Here is a 560-nt window from a genome sequence, read left to right as displayed (position 1 = left end):
CTACACGTTCACGATCGACCTCGCTGCACCGAACATCGACTTCAAGCTGGCCCTGGGCTACGTCCCGTTCGTGCCGCTTCCCGACGTCTTCTTCACGGAGGGCAAGGAGAAGTTCGGCCAGAATCCGGTGGGCAACGGACCGTACAAGCTGAAGCAATGGCGGCACAACGTCCAGCTCGAGACCGTCCGCTTCGATGAGTACAAGGGTCCCAAGCCGAAGAACGGCGGGCTCACCTTCGTCATGTACGAGTCGTACGACCCTGCCTACGTCGATCTGACCTCGGGGAACCTGGACGCGCTCGACACCATCCCCAACAGCGCGCTGCGCTCCTTCCAGAAGACGCTGGGCAAGAAGGCCATCGTGCGCCCGACCGCGCAGACGCAGTCCTTCGTGATCCCGCAGTTCCTGGAGCACTTCGGGAACGACGAGGAGGGGCGCCTGCGTCGCCAGGCCATCTCCATGTCGATCGATCGGCAGCAGATCATCGACGTGGTCTTCCAGGGCTTCCGGAACCCGTCGGTCGAGTTCACGGCTCGATCGATCCCGGGGTGGAGCGGGG

The 560-nt window shown here is 63.4% G+C and carries 1 protein-coding gene; it reads left to right on the top strand.

All coding sequences use genetic code 11. The annotated features are described in order from the left end of the window. The coding region (locus FK268_RS23615; RefSeq protein ID WP_146437889.1) for a peptide ABC transporter substrate-binding protein at positions 1 to 560 on the top strand (560 nt) is incomplete at both ends.

Source organism: Tsukamurella sputi (genome assembly GCF_007858445.1).
Lineage (GTDB): Bacteria > Actinomycetota > Actinomycetes > Mycobacteriales > Mycobacteriaceae > Tsukamurella > Tsukamurella sputi.
Note: the sequence above shows the minus strand (reverse complement) of the source record. Positions and strands in the feature narration are given on the sequence as shown.